Source organism: Herpetosiphon gulosus (genome assembly GCF_039545135.1).
Lineage (GTDB): Bacteria > Chloroflexota > Chloroflexia > Chloroflexales > Herpetosiphonaceae > Herpetosiphon > Herpetosiphon gulosus.
Window position 1 is genome coordinate 1 of record NZ_BAABRU010000050.1, and the last position, 17,370, is coordinate 17,370.

The window sequence follows — 17,370 nt, forward strand, 5'->3', positions numbered from 1 at the left end:
CGCCACCCGTGCCAACGGCGGCGTGGATCAACCCGCCGCTCGGCGTGGCTGCGCAGGTAGACGACCCGGCGCGGCTGAAACGGAATTCCTGATCGTCACCCGTCTCAAAAATATTGACACGTTCCGCATGGAAAGACTGGTTAGCATTGTTGGAACACCATGAGGTAACCATCGAGCCTGGGCTGAGCGCCGCAGAAGTCCGCGCGATAGAGGCCGACTATGCGTTTCGGTTTCCGCCAGACCTGCGTGCGTTTCTGATGACGGGGCTGCCGATCGCGTTCACGTGTTACTCGCGGGATAGAACCGAATCGTCCGAGCCCCCGTTTATTGACTGGCGGCGCTGGAGCCACGAGGAGATTCTGACGCATATGGCGTGGCCGCTGGGCGGCATCTGCTTTGATATTGAGCGCAATGGTTTTTGGCTTGATGCTTGGGGGGAACGGCCTGCCGAGCTTGCATCGGCCCTTGAGCGGGCACGCCAGGCGGTTGCGGCGGCCCCGCGCTTGATTCCACTCTTTGGGTGGCATCGCTTTTTTCCTGCAACACCCCAATGAACCCGACAATCCGGTGTTTTCCGTCAGTCAAACAGACATTATTTACTATGGCCGAACGGTGGCTGAGTATTTGGATGCTGAGTTTATTAGCCACGCATATCGTTTCCCATCGACGTATCCTGAGCCGGTTAAATACATTCCGTTCTGGTCGGATCTCGCGGGGTAGGCTTGATAAGCAAACTCTTGGAGCAATGGGTATGCAGGTTACACAACGACGCATCATCATGCTTGGCGTAATTGTGCTGGGTGGCATTCTATCGCGGCTCGTGTCCACGGGCTTCGTGGTGTTTGACCACTATCTTGGCGACGCGCTCTATGCCGCGATGCTGTTTGTACTGCTGTTGCTGTTCGCTCCGATGCGTTCCCGCTCCACGGCGGCGCTTCTCGCCTTCGTGATCGTGGTACTGATTGAGGTCTTTCAACTGACGGGCATTCCACTCCAGCTGCGCGGTGCTGACCATGGCCTGCTCCGACTTCTGGCGGTGCTGTTGGGAACGACCTTCAATGGTTGGGATATCGTCAGTTATGCGGTTGGCATTCTCGTCATGTTTGGGTTTGACTGGCGTGTGGTATCGATAACAAAGCGTGAAGTGTGAGTGTGACAAGATCGCCAGACGAGCGTCTTTTCGAGAACAACACGTTTCGATCAAATTGCCGCACAGCAGCCGTGTGGCAATTTGATCGAAACGTGTATTAAGCGTAATGAAAACCGAACCGTCGTTGGGAAGAGGTACCCTAGGTGGTTAGAGGAACTTGCTTCCCAGCGTACCTATCAACAGCTAGTTTGCGCTACCAGGCTGCTGCTTTGGTTCTCCATGGTAGCATGACTCGCGCTTCGGATCTCGACAATCGCCAACCAACGGGAGAAGCTCTTGGTACATCCGATATGATAACGTTTCTATCCGTGCCCGCTCTATGCCGCCATAGCTCACCACAAGGTCGGCAGTAACCCAGTTACAGCCTTTGACGACGCTGATCGAGCATGAAGCCCAGCTTTCCAGTTCGATCGTCAGATAGGCACCTTTTGGATTACTTGCGCCCCATTTCAGGAACTTATCGATCTCAGCATTCAACCATGCGAGGACTTCGAGTCGTTCCCATGCATTGTCCTTGTTCATGGTCGTAATGAACTCTAAGAATTTACCCAGCGCCTTAGCGTACCACGGTGATCGTGCCAGGATGATGTTGATACCCTTCATGAGGTCTTCAGTGTTTTTTGCATTCTTATAGGCCTCAAGCAACTCAGGCATCATTTGCGTCAAGGCACTGTTGAGTTCGCGTGCCTCTTCGTAGCTCAGGGTAACGTGGCCGCTCGGATCGGTGAAACGCAACGGATTATTGGTTGCATAGCTGAACCGATTAAGATTCTGGGGATCTGTAGGCCCCCAGGGTGGTGTTGCCTGCTGACGTTGCTGGCTGCCCATCTGGAACCAAAACCCGCGTTGATTCTCATCGGCAAGGGTTGCTGCGAAGGCAGCCTCATGGAAATCCACCGTTAATGCGCGGTGTGAGGTAGTTGGTACAAGGCTATCGGCGCTGATAAAGCGGGCCAGTACTGGATCAAAGTAGCGTGCATTGTAGAACAACAGCCCAGTACTAGCATCTTTGCGCTGGCCAGTAAAGTTGAATTCGGTGGTCGTGATCCCGCCGCTGCGAACTGCTCCCCATGGATCGAAGCTTTGGGTCTGACCGATTGCGCCTAGTGTGCCGCTATTGCCGCTGGTCGTAGCACTGATTGATCCAAGGTGATCCGCATGCAGATATACCAAACTGCCACTATTCACTGGTGTTGGGTTGCCAGTTGTCGAACGTACCGCAATCGTATCGTAGTTTGAAATGACCTCATTGCCTCGATATTCAACGATGCCGCCAATATAGGTCGTTGTGGTTGTCACCCCACCGCTTAGCGTGGTTTTTTTGACTCGGGTGTTATTTCCATCATAGAGATAGGTTTCCGAGACACCGCCGCTGGTAATTTGGGTCGGCTGATTTTCTGCATTCCATGTATAGGTGCGGCCTGCGCCTGCTAGCAAATTGCCATTTGCATCATAGGAGTAGGCGGTTCCGCCAGTATTGGTGACTGCGTGCGGTTTAGAGGATGTATAACTATAGGCAGTGCCGGCCTTCATGGTCAGGTTGCCAATCAGGTCATAGCTATAGCTTTGATTGAACATGCTTTTAGTCAGACATGAGACCCCATTCGATACACATGCGCTAACGAGGCGGTTTCGATGGTCATAGCGATAAAGCAACGTTTCATTGGCGTTGAAATTCTTAACGGTTTGCACATTGCCAGCAAGATCGTAGAGATATTCCTGATGCAGGACATTTCCTGCTGACCCATTAGCGGCAAGCTCCTGCAGGCGTTGCGAAATTGGATTATAAACTGAGGTCGTCGTGACACCATTGCCATAGGACTGGGTGAGAGGTTGGCCCAAAGCATCATAGCTGGCCCCAGTCTGATAGGTTATGCCAAGGCTACTCGAAACCGCTTGTTTTTGCCCTGCCATGGTATAGCCATAGTTAAGCACTTCGCCAGTAGGATAGGTCATGGTGGTCAGTTTTCCGTCGGCTCGATAGGTGCGTTCTGTGACATAGGTTATCGGCGAACCTACCACAGTTTGGGCCTCGCGAGCAACCTGTCCACGTGAAGTATAGCCCCACTCGTGGGTTCCAGATGCATCGATCATTCCCGTGCGCAGCCCTTTGCCATAGGTGTGGGTAGGCGCGTCAGTCTGATCGTAGATGTAATTTACGTCACCGCTCGTTCCAGGAAGATCCTTTGCCGTAAGCCGGTTTAGGGTGTCGTAGGTAAAGTTAATGGTCTGGTTTTTGGCATCAGTTTGGCTGACGAGGTTCCCAGCAGTATCATACGCATACATCCAACTGCCCATATCCGGGTCACTCATCATCGTTTTGCGCCCTAGACTGTCATAGGTCAATGTGGTTGTATTGCCTTGGGCATCAATTACCTGGGCTAAGAGATCAAGCGTTGTATAGTTGTAAGTAGTTGTCGCGTAGGTGGCAAATGCGCCTTCCGTACCGCTACTATTGCCACTGTATTCAATTACGCGGAGCAAGCGCCCGAGGCTATCGCTTTCGCGCCGTGTTTTATGGCCGTTCGGATCGGTTATGGTGGTAGCGCTACCGCCATCGCTCCACCAATAACGCGTCTGCGTAGTCGCCCCATTGGGGGTTACGGTATCGAGCGGACGGCTAAGCGCGTCATAGGTAGTCGTCGTCCATTGAATACCACTGTTGGATACCGGTGTATACTGCGTTAATGTGGATGCAGTTGCACCGACAAAACGCGGCTGGGATTGTGCTATAAGCTGATTTTGGGCATTGTAACGCAGATCCACAACAACAGCTTGGGTATCATCAATACTTTCGTTCTTCGTCTGAATCTTTCGTCCGATCCCATCATAGAACTGACTTTGAGTTTGTACTGCGCCACTCACACCGCTGAGCTGACGCTGATGGATCGTGTAGCGTAGTGGTATTTCTGTGTCGCCGTAGTCAGCATGGAGAGTCGGAAGTGTCGATGTGTCTCCTGGCTTGATGAGCTTGACCATACGCCCAAATTGATCGTATTCAGCAGCAGTCACTTGGCCGTTCACATCAGTCACAGAGGTCATCGTTCCCATGTGGAAATCGTAGCCTGCGAGCTCTGTCAACGTCAACCCATTCACTGTCGGCTGGGCGACTTGAATCGGGAACGCGTGAAAGACCGTGTCGTAGCCTGTGGTGATCGTTGCGCTAGCACTGCCATTGCCTGGTACGCTATAGATGGTTGTACTTCCATTATAGAGTCGGGTACCAGGGTTCTTATAGGTCGTAATCGCCGTTTGATTGCCATAGCTATCATAGCTATAACTCACATCGACGCTCTGGAGCGTTAATCCTGTTGTGCTACTGATCCCACTCGGTATATCGAAATATTTACGGGTCATGGTCAACAACCCACGACTCCCCAACGTATGATTGCTCGTTGCACCATCGTACATAAAACTGCTGAGAGCCATAATAGCGCCAGCCCCATTTCGGACTGTTTCTTGGATTCGTTGGCCCACCAGATATGCTGTGGTGGTGTTGATGGCGTAGAGTGTATCGGTCCGACGATAGAGTGCACCCGTTGTATCGTATTCCTCGACACGGGTAAGATTGCCATACTGGGTACCGCCTTGACTCGCCGGATCATAGCTATAAACCGTGCGTTGTACATTAGGCGTTGCATTGCCTTCCCACGTTTTAGCCTGTGTTTCACGTTCGTAGTTAAATGAGCGCCATAGACCTGTTAATGGAGTTGCGCTATAGGTATAGAATTCGACCGCGTAGGTGCGCAGCGTTTCGCGCAGGAGTTTGTTCGTGCCTTGGCGGGTAACGGTACGATATTCTTTCCCCTTCAGGATTTCGCGATCCCGTAATTGAAGAAAACAGGGGTCGCTGGTCAGCGCAGCGCCAGTCGCAACAGGATTACAATTCACATCGCCTTGGTAAAAATAGTGGTCGGTCTGATGTCCTGACGGATCGGTCTCAACCACAAGACTATGGCCACGAAATTCACTCGCGGCCTTGCGTAGCAACCACGCACTGTTATTTTGGCCAACACTGCTATAGGTATTGTAGTAAAGGGTAGCCGAATTGGCATAGGCTTGGGTTGCTCCCGGCGTTGGATCAAGGAGTGATCCTAAGGAGTTCAAGGCAGGGTTGCTATAGCTATATGACCAGCTATCGTTGTTGCCTTGGCCGTCAGACGTGGTTTTACTGGTAACGCGGCGATAATTTGCCAACCAGCTATTGCCTGTAACCATCCCCAGGTTTTCGTAAGCGAAATGGGTTGTACCACCTTGCCCATTATTGACGGTCGTCAGACGATTCCAATCGCCGTGAGGGTATTGCGCCGTGCCACGAGTAGTACCATAACTGAACGTCATCGGTGGCAAGACGGTCATACCATCCTTGGCAACCCGTTGAATGCTTTTCAAGGTCAGTTTTGGATAGGCGGTGTTGCCTGTGTACGTTCCATTCGTGGTAACGGTGTTGTCCGAGAGCAGGCTATAGTCATAGGCAAGGGTATATTGACGCATCAGCTCCCATGTACCAGCAGGCATACTCAAGATGCGCAGCGCATCTAAACGCCGCGTTTGGCGCGGGTGGCCGTTGACACCGCCATACTGATTTGTTGCTCCGTCAAAGGCGGTATCATTGGCGCGGACTGAGGAGATAAACTCAACCTTGTAGCGATCAACCGCACCCGTGATGCTATTGCCACCCCAGCTTATCGTGGTAGGCCAACTGTCACGATCGACGGTACCTTGAACCTGAAAACATGTTTGTGGTCGGGTTTGCGCATCGCGCCCGTAGCCATAGGTAATTGTATTGCCATGAACATCGATAATTCGGCTCAAATTCCACTTATAGGCTTCCATGGATGCATAGTCGCCAGAACCACCCATGCAGTCTTCAAATCCCCACCACAGATCCTCACTAAATTCATAACGTGTACCATCTTTTGTCCAGATCTGCCAAAGATACCGTTTGTACGGGGTTGTACCACGGAAGCCACCGCGGGTTGTTGTCGAATTACCCGCTTCAATAACGCTAATCTTATTGAATGCTTCATTGGTCGGCATCCACTCCCAATCCGCTGGGCGTTCAGGTGATGGATTGGCAACAAGGGCTGCGCCACGAACAAGGTCAAACGACTGACCATTGATGACCAATGAATAATAGCGCACGGTCGTTGATCCGCCAGTGGCGATGGTGTTTGCCGCAACTGAGCCCGTATCTAGGCTCCAGCCACTGCCGATCCAGCCAGCCTGCTGTTTCGGACGCAAGCCACCTTTTCCATCGGCTGACGAGCTGCTGTAGCTCAAGCTTAGTTGTGGCTTGATCCCAGCGGGGCCGCTGGGAAGGTCAATAGGCAGGTTGAAATTGACTCCCCCACTAAAAAGCCCGACCTGCCACCCCTGCAGCGATGGAATAAATGCTTCTGAGGGTGCAGATCCGTCTCCCAATTCAAAGGTGCTCGCGCGGTTAACAGATGCCCGTACAGTATGTGTCTCTGGATCGACGATGGTTGGCTGTGGTATCCAGCGTTGCGCTTGGTCGTCAAACCAGAAGAGGGTCAGATCGGCCTCGCTCATTCCCAATGCATCCAATTGCTCGGTCGTATATCCGATGCTCATGGTTACTGGTTGAGCAAACTGGTGCACGATAGCCCCTTGCATATCGGTTGCATGGAGTGCGAATGCGCCAAAGCCCCGTCGCATTCCGGGGTTTGTGCGCGATCCAGCCTGTTTGCGGTCGCGGAGTGGCACATAGGTAACCTTGAGGGGTTGGATGTTTAATTCTGCCGGAAATGTGACGCTGATCCGATCCTGTTGATTGATCAGGGTCGCAGGTTGGTTACGAACAACATCAGCACTGCTGGTGGTAGTCTGGAGAGGAGTTACCAGTGCGCCTCCTACCCCTCGTATTGGCTGCCCAAGCTCATGGGCGGTAACCTGAGGACGCACGACAAGGGCGGCACCCGGTGGGAGCGTTGTAATCCGCACACGGGCAGTAAATTGATGCTGAGCCTTCCCGTCGAGACGGTTCAGTTTCCAGTGCCAACCGCGTTGCGCGATTTCATTGCTGCGTTGGTCAATGGGTGTGGCACCTTGCGGGAAGGGCAACTCTACAACGAGGTTGGTGGCTCCGTAGGGTGCTGTATTAGCAATCGTTAGCTGGATCGTTGCCTCATCGCCGACCGTAAGTGGGTTTGGCGAGACATCAATAGTTATTCCTAGTCCCGGTTGTCTGGTTTCGGCCAGCGGAGCCTTGGTTACCCCTACGCTGGCTTCTGGCTCCGGGCGCGTCGGGCTATGGTGGAGGCTTTGCTTCTGGGTTGCTCCCGCGTGATACGGCAGCAGCGACCAGACGAAGACGAGCAACAGAGACATTGGAAGAAACTTCTTTAAGGGTTGCATCATAAGGTATCCTTTTATATGAGACACTGCCACAAATGAAATCTGAATGATCGACAACTCCCTTCTTGTGAATCGATGACTGAATGATGCAGCGTTGCACCATACCATTGGGAATAAACCTGATCCGCGCCAGCCGTGTCGAATGGTTTGTGACAAAGTATAGGGAGTGAAATGGGCGTTGTAGTCCGAAATGTGTCCGATTTTGTGGCAAGGTTGGCTGGGTAGATCAAGGAGAATCGAGCATGAAATTGGATGCATTATTGAAAAACGGGAGATGTCTGTGAGAGTACAATGGGATGTGGATGCGGTGCAGAAATTGCTTCTTTCACCGCATAAACTGATAGGGACAGAACCATGGGGATCATGGATTCGCGACCAAGGTGGCCTGGAATGCATCTATGCCCGCATGCGAACACTCCCCCTTAAGGATTTACATGCGCAGGTGCTTGAAGTCCTGCTCAACCAGCCCGGAGCCTCCGTCACGTTGTATCAGACCCAACTAGGATTGGAACGGAGCGCGTACCATAGCCGCAAAAAGCAGCTGTTGCTGCATTTGAGCCAATTCCTAAACACGTGGGAGTCAAAGACTCCGACATCTCGTTCGGAAAAACCCTCGCTACCAATACCGATGACCTCGCTCATTGGCCGAACCAATGAGGTTGCATCGGTGATACGCCTTCTCCACGAGCCATCCATCCGGCTGTTGACTCTCGTTGGGACGGGTGGTGTCGGGAAGACGCGCTTAGCATTACAGGTTGCTAGCGAGTTGCAACACGAGTTTCCTGATGGGGTGCATTTTGTGGCCTTAGGCGGTCTCTTTGATGCAACGTTGTTTCCATCACTCCTCGCCCAGCACTTCGCCATTAAGGAAGCTACTACCTCGATTGTTGAGGCACTGAAAGGGTATTTGCGAACCAAACATCTGTTGATCGTCTTGGATAATTTTGAGCAACTGAGTGATGCGGCACTCTTGTTGGGAGAAATCCTTGATGCCGCACCAGCACTCAAGTTCCTCGTGACCAGTCGGCGACGGCTTAATCTGTACGGCGAACAACAGTATCCTGTGCCAATGCTGCCTATCCCAGATGCGCAGATCGATCTCAGACCTGAAACACTGCAAGCATATGATGCTATCCGTTTGTTTTGCGCACGTGCACAGGCTGTAGACCCGCATTGGCGGCTCGATGTGGCCAATTCCGCCGCTGTTGTGGCAATTTGTACCCGTTTAGATGGGTTGCCGCTGGCGCTAGAATTGGCAGCGGCACGGATTGCACTCTTCCCCGTGGAAACGATCAGAGCACGCTTGGATGCACGTTTTGAGTTGCTCACTGATGGAGCGATCAATAGTCCCTTCCGGCAACGCACGTTAAAGGCCTTGCTTGATTGGAGTTTTGAGTTACTTAACCAGCAGGAACAGGCAGTGTTCATGGCGCTGGGGGTGTTTACCAATAGCGGAAGTGTTGCCGCAGCCGAAGCTGTCTGTGCGACAGTTATAGAATCGGGAACATCGCTGCCGACCATTCTCGAAACACTTGCCCTTAATAACCTGCTGATGCTTGAGGTTCGTGACGATCAGCTACGATTTCGGATGCTTGAAACGATCGCTACCTATGCACAGGAACAGATTCAGAATACCCATATCTATCCCGAGCTCCAGAACCGCCATTCCCGCTTCTATCTCGACCTTGCTGAATCAATCGAACCAGAGTTGACTGGTACCCAGCAGGCGAGTTGGTTTAATCGCCTTGCAATGGAATATCTCAATATTCGTTTGGCATTAACATGGTTTATTCAAGACAATCAACGCGAGGCGGCTGAACGGGTATGTGGGGCGCTTGGACGTTTTTGGTGGGTACGCGGCTTTCTTTCTGAAGGGAGAACGTTGATTAAGCGGGTATGGCAGATCCCAGCCGAGATCGCGCCGCATGTTGCCGCCAAAACTCTCTCGTCCGCAGGGCTACTAACCTATGGCCAGAGTAATTATGCCGAAGCCCAATTGTATTATGAAGAATGCCTACGCATCCGCCGCAACCTTGGGGATATTCAAGGTTGCTCAATGATGCTCAATAATTTAGGGATCATTGCGCAGATGCGGTGTGATTATGCGACAGCCCGTGCCTATTTTGAAGAGAGCTTGCAGATTGATCGACGCTCAGATAATCCAAAATCAATCGCTACGGTGCTCTCCAACCTTGGAAATATTGCCTTTGAACAGGGCGATGCTGTAAATTGTCTCGCCTACTGCGAAGAATCTTTGACCATTAAGCGCACGCTCAACGATACATGGGGCACAGGCAATGCGCTGATCAATTATGCGACCATGCTCTTTTACTTCGTACCTGAAACCGGTAGTCGTATTAAAGCCTTGTATGATGAAGGATTTGAGATTATGCGCCAACTCCAAGATGCCTGGGGGATGGCACGAGTCTTCTATCATTATGGCATCATGGCCTGTGCCGAAGGAAACAGCATGCCTGCCTATGGCTACTTCAAGCAAAGCGCTGAACTTCAGCTATCATTGAACGATATTCGTGGATTGTTGAACACATTGGATGGGTTCTGGTATCTCTTTCTGGTTTTGGGTCGGCTAGATGTGGCAATCCGAACCCAAGCAACGGTTGAGCGTTTTCGTGCCGCCTATGGAATACCTAACTCACCCCAGCTTGTTGTACACCATCAGGCTATTTTCACACAGTACCTACCAGAGGGTTTGCCTGAGTATCCTTTATCCGAATCGGAAGAGTGGGAAACACTTGATTTGTTTGCCGATGCCGTTCTGGCGGAGGCTGTAAGGTATGTTGGGGCATAACATTCTGCCCTATCCTCCTGAAACGCATCCATAACTATCCACCATAACGCTCGATTCTCGCGTTGTGGTGGATAGCGACTTATCCCGCTGCTGGTGTGTCGACAATCAGGGCATCGGTTCCAAATCATCGAATCTGGTCAGAGGCAGTAAGGTGCAACCCTGCAAATCCTGCAACAAGCTTGGTTTGCGCTGATAACCAACAATCTGGCCTCGCTCATCTATCGCCATATTAACAACGGTTCCTAACTGGATTCCATCCACCATAATTACCGGAGTGCCGGTAATTTGATGCGCCTGTTTGATCAAGGCATCTACCTCAGAATCATCACTGATTGGCTCGCCCCGAACGATGAGTACATTGCAGAGACTTAGCACCTGATCCCACCGAATCCCATGGGGGGGAACGGAGCAATCCACCGCGATCGTTAAGGATGGCAACGACCCTCGTGGGTGGCTGATCGAGGATGACATCTTAGCCCATCGCCATCCGCTCTCCAGTGGCTTGAGCAATGATCGATTTACCAAAGAGACTATTAACCGTTGTCATGGATACGACTCCTTTTGAGTTGTATCTTGCAACCCAGAGTCAAAGCACATCGTGTTCCATGAACGGTCGGCGGGGTGGTTTGGCGTTCTGTGGGCACCCAGTGGATTTGGCCAGTATTAATTCCCATGGCATCTCGCTTCGATAGATGCCATGGGGGATTGTTAGGCGGTGCGATACTACTGTTCCCACGCGGTGATGGCCTCGCGGAGCAACGCCAGATCGGCGGGAACCAAGGTTAACACCGTGCCATTGCGGCGCAAGGCAAGCCCCCATGCGGTGGCGATCACACCCAAGGGACTGGCGGATTGCGGGGTTCCCCAGTCATCGGCAGTCGCTTCTACATCCTCAAGCAACGCTTCGGCCATGGTATAGGCTTCTTCATCACCGACCAACTCTTCCTCGCGAATGATGGCCGCCAGTTGCAGGATTCGGCTGACTTGGGCGAGGCGGACGCGGCGGGTCATGTTGACATCAACGGTGGTCATGGCTATCATCCTTCTGCGGGTGAGGTTGCGCTCTGCAATTCGTTGCCTCACCCGTGTACGACCCTTTATCCCTTTTGCGAGGGATGAAGGGTTTATTTGTTGGCCGACAATCGGGCATGGATTTGGTCGCGAACGCACTGCTCATGAGCGGCAATCTGCTGGGCATCGGCGTGGCGACCTGCAAGTGTGGCGCGGAGCCAGTTGCGATTGAGCAGAATCAAGGTGGCGGTCAGGGCTTCAAGCGGGGTAGCGATGTATTGCTGGGGGAACGGTGCGGGCATCGGGCGGAGGTCGGTGATTTGAACGGTGAGGTGGAGGTCGGCTCCGAGCAAGGCCAATGGTGGCGGTGGCGCATCGTCGAGATCCTGCAACCGGAAGCGGTGTCCGGCCATCAGCGCCTCAATTTTCTTGGGGAATGTGCCAAGCGATACGCCGTCAAGCATCGCTTCATACCGGTTTTGATCGGGCAGATAGCGGACGGTGGTGGATGGAAGGGCCATACAAACCTCCTGTATGTATTTCATGTTATGACAAGTATACCACATGTGGGGCAGAGAAGTCAATAAAAAAACAGGATATCATCTGATAATTTGATGATTTCTCCTGACCATGCTATGCTGTAGGGCATCGATGGTGGTTTCTCATGGAGGCTTTATGGCAGTACATGCAGCATTGAAGTTATTGATTACCCAAGAAAATGTGGCGCGGCTCCAACGGCGTGAACCGGCGCTCACCATCCAGATGTTGGCGGAGGTGACGGGGCTGGCCACCTCGACGATTACGGGCCTGACGACGGGGCGGGCCAATCGGATTGATTTTCGCACGATTGATACCCTCTGTCGGTTCTTTCAGGTGCAGCCTGGGGCGTTGCTTGTGTGGACTCCTGAGGAGGATGACGGAACGCTTGCTCCTGAGTAAGCATGGTATGCTTAAGCGAACCGTCCCCCGATGTATGTGGAGGCTCCTTTATGGCTCATGGATTAAGTGATACCTCGCGGCGTGCCCAAGCGATGCAGTATGCGATTCTGCGCCAGTTGTCGCCATCTCGTCGCGGAGCGTTGGCCTTGGCCTTGAGTCGCACCGTCCTCGTTGCGTCCCGCCGGGGGATTCTCCAACGCCATCCACAGGCAACGCCCCATGCCGTGCTTGCTCAGATCTTGCAGATTAATTATGCTGTGCCAGCGCTGCCGCTGGCAGCATGGAGTGCATCAATGCTTGCCGATCCATTATTAGCCGAGGCTATCCAGCCCGTGGTTGCCCTGTTTGAGCGGTTAGGGGTGGTCTATCATCTTGGGGGATCACTGGCCAGCTCGCTGCATGGTATGCCGCGAGCGACCTTGGATGTTGATCTCGTGGCCCAACTTGAGCCAGCCCATATTCCGGTGTTGGTCGCTGAATTATCGCCCCTGTTTTATTGTTCAGAAACGGAAATGCAGGATGCGCTGGCCCATGACACCATGTTCCCCTCGTTTAATCTGATTCATCTCACCATGGGGGTTAAAATTGATGTCTTTGTGCCGCAGCCCAGCCCGTATTTGCACTCGCGGCTTTCTCGGTCGGTGGCGATCGCGTTGGATGAGCAGACTCCTGCAACGGTGGTCCGGGTGGCGGCAGTAGAAGATATGATTCTCACGAAGCTCCTCTGGTATGAGGCAGGCAACCGCACCTCGGATCGCCAATGGGGGGATATTGTCGGTATGCTGGCGATCCAGCAGACGACGATGGATTGGGAGTATCTCACGATGTGGGCAGCGTCACTGGGGGTGACGGAATTGCTGCGGCTGGCAACCGATCAGGCATTCGATGCGGCTCCCTGATCGGCAGCATAGGCGAGGCAGGCCACGATATCGTCATAGGTCAGCATGGGGAAATCTTCGAGCACCTCGGTAATGGTCATGCCAGCGGCGAGATAGCCGAGGATATCGGCAACCGTGATGCGCAGACCCCGAATACAGGGATGTCCGCTGCGTTTGCCTGGCTCGAGGGTAATGCGGGATTGATAGGATGACTTCATGATACGCGTCCTTTCTGGTGTTAATGCTCCTGCTCGTAGACCCCGATTTGCCACAGCGGTGGTTTCTGCCAAAGGAGGGTCAATGATCGATGATGCGGAATTGATGCGGTTAAATGCCCAGTTCTGGCGTGTGCCAACGTTGGCCGATCTCATTGCGGAACAATCGCCACGGGTGATTCAGTCGTTGGCGGATTTCGCCGCGCCATGGTGGCCGGATGACGAATCTGCCGAGGCGTTTGATGCGTTTCTAGCCGAATCTCGTGCCGAGCCGGAGCCACCGCGCTGGTCGCTGTGTCCGAATGAGCACGTGACGTTCGCCGCTGTGCGGTCATGACGATTGGGGTTGTGGATTCGAGTGACACATTGCCGTGGATGGTGATCAGCAGTTCGGCTTCGATAACGACCAGCACGAACGTGTAGACGAAGGGGGTTGCTGGTAACCGAATGACGATGGTTAGCGTATCGTCGTCCGTCCATGCCCCACTCGCTGCCGTTGGAGTGTGATCAAACCATTGCTGGTGAAAGAGCATGGTTGCGCCTGATTGCCATGTGCCATTGCCCCAAGGAATCTGCTCTTCTCTGGTTGTTGTTTGGACAATCAAGGTTCCCCCAACGGCCGTCGCATGCATGTGGATGGTTGTGATCCCCAACGGATTCGTATCAACCGCATAGCGATGCCCCTCGATTGCTGCCATGGCTCCCATCCCCGCAGATCCGACGATCGGCGGATATTGGCGCTGCGCGAGGTACTCAGTGAGGGCATGATACGCTGCTGGATCAGCCGCAAGCGGACGGTCGTGCAGCGCCGGAAGCAGCAGTTCCCAGAGCAGATCAAGCGGACGTTGCATCGCAAAGACATCCATACCGCCCGTGATTGCGAGAACGACCTCCTGCTCGGGCATGACCACGCAATATTGACCAAAAACGCCATCGCCACGATAGGCTCTATGCCGACAGCGCCAGAACTGATAGCCATAGCCCTGCGCCCAGTCGGACGCTGGATCTCTCCCATTGGCGATCTGCGCTCGTGTTGCTGCGGCGACCCATAGAGCGGGAAGGAGGGGCTGTCCCTGCCACTGGCCGTGTTGGATGTAGAGCTGACCGAAGCGTGCAATCCCCTCGGTGGTTAAACTGAGGCCAACGCCCCCAAGGGTAATCCCTTGAGGTGAGGATTGCCAATGCACCGACTCGATGCCGAGCGGCATAAACAGGCGTGGGGTAAGATAGTCGGTGAGTGTCATGCCCGTTATCTGCTGGAGAATGGCCGACAGCATGTAGGTGGCTCCGGTATTATAGATAAAGTGGGTTCCTGGCGTTGTCACGATCGGTGCAGCAAGGAAGGCTTGAATCCAATTGCCATCGATTCGTTCTACCATTGTTGGCCATGGATCGGTGGCGTGTCCCGTGGCCATGGTCAACAGGTGTTTGACCTGCATCGCCGCTAAACCTTCACTGATGGAGGCTGGGAGGTCATCGGGAAAGAAGGAACCGATATGGTCATCGAGGGTGAGCAACCCCTCGGCGATGGCGAATCCAATCGCGGTGGCGGTGACACTTTTGCTCAACGAGAAGACGAGGTGCGGCTGGTCTGGGGTAACGGGTGTCCACCATGCTTCGGCGATGACATGCCCATGGCGCAGCACCATCACGCTATGGATTTCTTGGATTTGGGTGTCCAAGGCGGTGATCCAACGCTGAATGGCGGCTGATGCAATGCCGTGTGCTTCTGGCGTGTCCCGTGGCAAGGGTTGGCTGGCGGATAACTCCATGGTGGCGATCTCCTCTGTGGGCGGATGTTGGTCGTTAATGGGCGATGCACGCTGGTGTACCGATATCCCCATGTGGTGCAGTGCCGCTCCTTGTACGACCAATGAGGCCACACCCTTGAGATGTGGCCTCATTCGGGATTACGTGCGTGGTTCTTTCTGCGATCGATACCAAGCAACGAGTGCATTGGCATGGCCATGGCCGAGGGCATGATCGGTTTTCAGGGCGGCGACCATCTGCATATGGGTTTTGTCCGGCATGCCATCGAGGATGGTCATCCAGTGATCAATCGGATAGCCATAGGTTTTTTCGATTGATGGAAAATATGAGGCTGGGCCTTTGGATGGTGGTTCCTGTGCCATATGACTCCTTTCAATCGATGTCCAGTCTCGTTGTTGCAGTATAGCACTCGATCCGTTCCGATGGCGATGGCGCGAATAGTGGATACTAGTTGAGTGTAGGATTTTCTATTGGTATCTCTATCGAACGATTGTCCTAGCGAGGTAGGGTATGAACCGTGTGGATCGGTTGCTTGCCATGGTGCTGGAGTTGCAGGCCCATCAACGGCGGCGGGCCGCCGATCTCGCCGCAACCTTTGAAATCAGTGTGCGCACGGTCTATCGGGATATCCTCGCGCTGTGCGAGGCCGGTGTGCCAATTATCAGCGTGCCAGGGCAAGGTTATTCCTTGGTCGAAGGGTACTTTCTCCCGCCACTCCAGCTAACTCCCGCCGAAGCCCTGCTGATTGTGCAAGGACTGCGGGCGCTTGGCCACCTGTATGATCCGACCTATGCCACGGCGGCGCGAACGGCAGCGACGAAAATACTGACGATTCTGCCACCACCGCTGCGCCTGCATGTGACCACGATGCAGCAAGGGATGGCGATTATTGCCGCCCGTGATACCGCGATCCAGCAAGGTCACTTGACGGTGCTGCGGGAAGCGATTGCGGCCCAGCGATCACTGCGAATCAGCTATCACGGGCGCACCACCCCGTTTGCGGCTGCCCGTTGCACGACCCGCGTGGTTGATCCCTACCAGCTCACCTGTGTGCGCACCGTGTGGTATCTCCATGGCTTTTGTCACCTGCGTCGGGCGCTGCGCAATTTTCGGGTCGAACGCATCAGCGACCTGACGGTGCTTGAACAGACGTTTGAACCGATGGGCACGCCCCATGTCGCGCTGGATGCCACCCAGCTTGACCAACCAATCCGGGTTCAGGTGCTGTTTGCCGCGCAGGTGGCCGCATGGGTCCAGGAAGAGCTGCCGTTCTTTGTGGTCAGTACAACCCAGCAGCCGGACGGACTTCTAGCAATCCTGCATGTCCGTGCGGTTGAGGATGTGGTGCAGTGGGTGTTGAGTTGGGGGCGCTTTGCACGAGTGCTCGAACCGATTGCCCTGCAAGTGCTGCTGCGTGATCAGGGTCGTGCACTGCAACGACTGTATGATGGGCCGGAAACGCTCCTGCCATAGGGGTGTCGGGGTGTTACGCTGATACTATCTCACCTATTAGAGGAGCACCAATCAATGGTACAGCTGAATTGGTTTGAAATCCCTGCCACCAACTTCGCCCGTGCGGTCGCCTTTTACACCACCGTGCTGGATACAACCGTGCGTGAAGAAGTCTTTATGGATATTCCCAACGCCATCTTCATGACCGCTGATGGCCAAGGGATTGGGGCGATCGTCCATTCGGCAACGGCAACCCCGTCGCGTGAGGGGGTGTTGCTCTATCTGGATGCGACCGGTCGGCTTGATGCTGCGCTGGCCTTGGTTGCCGATCACGGTGGCAGTGTGGTACTGCCGCGCACATCGATCGGGCCGCAAGGCTGGATGGCAATTATCGCTGATACGGAAGGCAATCAGCTTGGCCTGCACGAACGCCTACCCATTGGGAATCCGGTGTAGGGCGATGGGCCACACGAGCAGATGGTTTGATTCGACGGAATTGCAATAACCCGTTAAAATAAAAAGCCCCTTCCACTGGTCGAGAGTGGATGAGGGTAGCAAGGAGGAATGGCCGCTCAATTCCATTCCTTCTTGCGTCGCTTCCACCTCTTCCGCACCTAGTTTCTTGGCAGGGTCCTTCAGCATCGGAATGTGTCAAGCACGGTGAAACAGATGACAACGGAGCAAACGGACGATTAAAGAAGGATTATTCGCGCAATGCCACCGCGATCGACGGATCAGCTGGCCCGACTGGGCGGTTAATCCACACCG

13 protein-coding genes are annotated in these 17,370 nt (G+C 53.8%); 7 read left to right on the plus strand and 6 right to left on the minus strand.

The genetic code is table 11. From position 1 onward, the window contains the following. Positions 1-368 precede the first annotated feature (368 nt). Positions 369-554, plus strand: coding sequence for a hypothetical protein (locus ABEB26_RS25860; RefSeq protein WP_345724981.1), 186 nt, complete (start codon positions 369-371; stop codon positions 552-554). Between the two features lie 197 nt (positions 555-751). After that, positions 752-1,150, plus strand: a complete 399-nt coding sequence (locus ABEB26_RS25865) for a ribosomal maturation YjgA family protein (protein WP_345724982.1) — start codon at positions 752-754, stop codon at positions 1,148-1,150. Positions 1,151-1,333: 183 nt separating this feature from the next. Here the strand turns inward: ABEB26_RS25865 and ABEB26_RS25870 are convergent, their stop codons facing one another. Continuing rightward, positions 1,334-7,531, minus strand: a complete 6,198-nt coding sequence (locus tag ABEB26_RS25870) for an RHS repeat-associated core domain-containing protein (RefSeq protein ID WP_345724983.1) — start codon at positions 7,529-7,531, stop codon at positions 1,334-1,336. Between the two features lie 199 nt (positions 7,532-7,730). Here ABEB26_RS25870 and ABEB26_RS25875 point away from each other — a divergent pair, with 199 nt between their 5' ends. Beyond that, the gene (locus ABEB26_RS25875; protein ID WP_345724984.1) at positions 7,731-10,337 is read left to right on the plus strand and encodes a tetratricopeptide repeat protein; all 2,607 of its coding nucleotides are present in this window, start codon (positions 7,731-7,733) and stop codon (positions 10,335-10,337) included. Between the two features lie 723 nt (positions 10,338-11,060). On the opposite strand, the gene ABEB26_RS25880 is transcribed toward ABEB26_RS25875, so the two are convergent. After that, positions 11,061-11,369 (minus strand): hypothetical protein, encoded by a 309-nt coding sequence (locus tag ABEB26_RS25880; protein ID WP_345724985.1) that lies wholly within the window; start codon positions 11,367-11,369, stop codon positions 11,061-11,063. A 92-nt stretch (positions 11,370-11,461) separates the two neighbouring features. Beyond that, positions 11,462-11,869: a hypothetical protein gene (locus ABEB26_RS25885; protein ID WP_345724986.1), complete on the minus strand. Its 408-nt coding sequence runs from the start codon at positions 11,867-11,869 to the stop codon at positions 11,462-11,464. Between the two features lie 154 nt (positions 11,870-12,023). Here ABEB26_RS25885 and ABEB26_RS25890 point away from each other — a divergent pair, with 154 nt between their 5' ends. Both ABEB26_RS25890 and ABEB26_RS25895 read left to right on the plus strand, forming a co-directional pair. Beyond that, positions 12,024-12,287: a helix-turn-helix domain-containing protein gene (locus ABEB26_RS25890; protein WP_345724987.1), complete on the plus strand. Its 264-nt coding sequence runs from the start codon at positions 12,024-12,026 to the stop codon at positions 12,285-12,287. 50 nt (positions 12,288-12,337) lie between these two features. After that, a complete protein-coding gene (locus tag ABEB26_RS25895; protein WP_345724988.1) occupies positions 12,338-13,186 on the plus strand; it encodes a hypothetical protein in 849 nt (282 codons plus the stop codon). On the opposite strand, the gene ABEB26_RS25900 is transcribed toward ABEB26_RS25895, so the two are convergent. The 3 genes from ABEB26_RS25900 to ABEB26_RS25910 all read right to left on the minus strand — a co-directional run bounded on the left by ABEB26_RS25900 (position 13,162) and on the right by ABEB26_RS25910 (position 15,512). Next, the gene (locus ABEB26_RS25900) at positions 13,162-13,383 is read right to left on the minus strand and encodes a DUF433 domain-containing protein (protein ID WP_345724989.1); all 222 of its coding nucleotides are present in this window, start codon (positions 13,381-13,383) and stop codon (positions 13,162-13,164) included. The genes ABEB26_RS25895 and ABEB26_RS25900 overlap by 25 nt on opposite strands. 149 nt (positions 13,384-13,532) lie before the next feature. Beyond that, positions 13,533-15,284, minus strand: coding sequence for a serine hydrolase domain-containing protein (locus tag ABEB26_RS25905; protein ID WP_345724990.1), 1,752 nt, complete (start codon positions 15,282-15,284; stop codon positions 13,533-13,535). 6 nt (positions 15,285-15,290) lie between these two features. Continuing rightward, the gene (locus ABEB26_RS25910; RefSeq protein ID WP_345724991.1) at positions 15,291-15,512 is read right to left on the minus strand and encodes a DUF4287 domain-containing protein; all 222 of its coding nucleotides are present in this window, start codon (positions 15,510-15,512) and stop codon (positions 15,291-15,293) included. Between the two features lie 175 nt (positions 15,513-15,687). Between ABEB26_RS25910 and ABEB26_RS25915 the strand changes: the two genes are divergently transcribed. Beyond that, positions 15,688-16,623 carry a helix-turn-helix transcriptional regulator gene (locus tag ABEB26_RS25915; protein WP_345724993.1) on the plus strand — a complete coding sequence of 312 codons (936 nt, stop codon included), beginning with the start codon at positions 15,688-15,690 and terminating at the stop codon, positions 16,621-16,623. Between the two features lie 54 nt (positions 16,624-16,677). Next, positions 16,678-17,058 carry a VOC family protein gene (locus tag ABEB26_RS25920; protein ID WP_345724992.1) on the plus strand — a complete coding sequence of 127 codons (381 nt, stop codon included), beginning with the start codon at positions 16,678-16,680 and terminating at the stop codon, positions 17,056-17,058. Positions 17,059-17,370 lie beyond the last annotated feature (312 nt).

What these genes read in the sequence shown, in the direction of transcription:
- ABEB26_RS25860 (WP_345724981.1), top strand. Translation starts at nt 369, where the DNA reads ATGGCGTGGCCGCTGGGCGGCATCTGCTTTGATATTGAGCGCAATGGT.
- ABEB26_RS25865 (WP_345724982.1), top strand. Translation starts at nt 752, where the DNA reads ATGCAGGTTACACAACGACGCATCATCATGCTTGGCGTAATTGTGCTG.
- ABEB26_RS25870 (WP_345724983.1), bottom strand. Translation starts at nt 7,531, where the DNA reads ATGATGCAACCCTTAAAGAAGTTTCTTCCAATGTCTCTGTTGCTCGTC.
- ABEB26_RS25880 (WP_345724985.1), bottom strand. Translation starts at nt 11,369, where the DNA reads ATGACCACCGTTGATGTCAACATGACCCGCCGCGTCCGCCTCGCCCAA.
- ABEB26_RS25885 (WP_345724986.1), bottom strand. Translation starts at nt 11,869, where the DNA reads ATGGCCCTTCCATCCACCACCGTCCGCTATCTGCCCGATCAAAACCGG.
- ABEB26_RS25890 (WP_345724987.1), top strand. Translation starts at nt 12,024, where the DNA reads ATGGCAGTACATGCAGCATTGAAGTTATTGATTACCCAAGAAAATGTG.
- ABEB26_RS25895 (WP_345724988.1), top strand. Translation starts at nt 12,338, where the DNA reads ATGGCTCATGGATTAAGTGATACCTCGCGGCGTGCCCAAGCGATGCAG.
- ABEB26_RS25900 (WP_345724989.1), bottom strand. Translation starts at nt 13,383, where the DNA reads ATGAAGTCATCCTATCAATCCCGCATTACCCTCGAGCCAGGCAAACGC.
- ABEB26_RS25905 (WP_345724990.1), bottom strand. Translation starts at nt 15,284, where the DNA reads ATGAGGCCACATCTCAAGGGTGTGGCCTCATTGGTCGTACAAGGAGCG.
- ABEB26_RS25910 (WP_345724991.1), bottom strand. Translation starts at nt 15,512, where the DNA reads ATGGCACAGGAACCACCATCCAAAGGCCCAGCCTCATATTTTCCATCA.
- ABEB26_RS25915 (WP_345724993.1), top strand. Translation starts at nt 15,688, where the DNA reads ATGGTGCTGGAGTTGCAGGCCCATCAACGGCGGCGGGCCGCCGATCTC.
- ABEB26_RS25920 (WP_345724992.1), top strand. Translation starts at nt 16,678, where the DNA reads ATGGTACAGCTGAATTGGTTTGAAATCCCTGCCACCAACTTCGCCCGT.